Origin of the sequence: Aeromicrobium sp. (genome assembly GCF_032084975.1) — a bacterium.
Classification (GTDB): Bacteria; Actinomycetota; Actinomycetes; order Propionibacteriales; family Nocardioidaceae; genus Aeromicrobium.
Genome location: NZ_DAMDLR010000127.1, coordinates 1 through 239 on the forward strand (window position 1 = coordinate 1; position 239 = coordinate 239).

General features: G+C 74.9%; 1 pseudogene. It reads right to left on the bottom strand.

Annotation, left to right across the window (positions count from 1 at the left end):
• Window positions 1–239: pseudogene (locus RT323_RS16065) on the bottom strand (DNA repair protein RecN); the annotation flags it as partial.

Consider the following 239-nt stretch of genomic DNA (forward strand, 5'->3'; position numbering starts at 1 on the left):
GGGCCGCGGCGGCCGAGCTCTCGTCCTCGGACAGCACGGCGGTCGCGCCGGAGGCGGCCGCGGCGAGGGCCTCGGCGTGCGCGAGCCGGTTCTCTCGCTGGACCAGCTCCTCGTCCTCACCCGGTTGGGGGTCGACGGCGTCGATCTCGTCGAGACCGTGGCGCAGCAGGTCGAGTCGCTGCAGCCGCTCCCCCGCGTGGGTCCGCAGGTCGTGCAGCCTGGCCTTCAGCTCCTGCAGT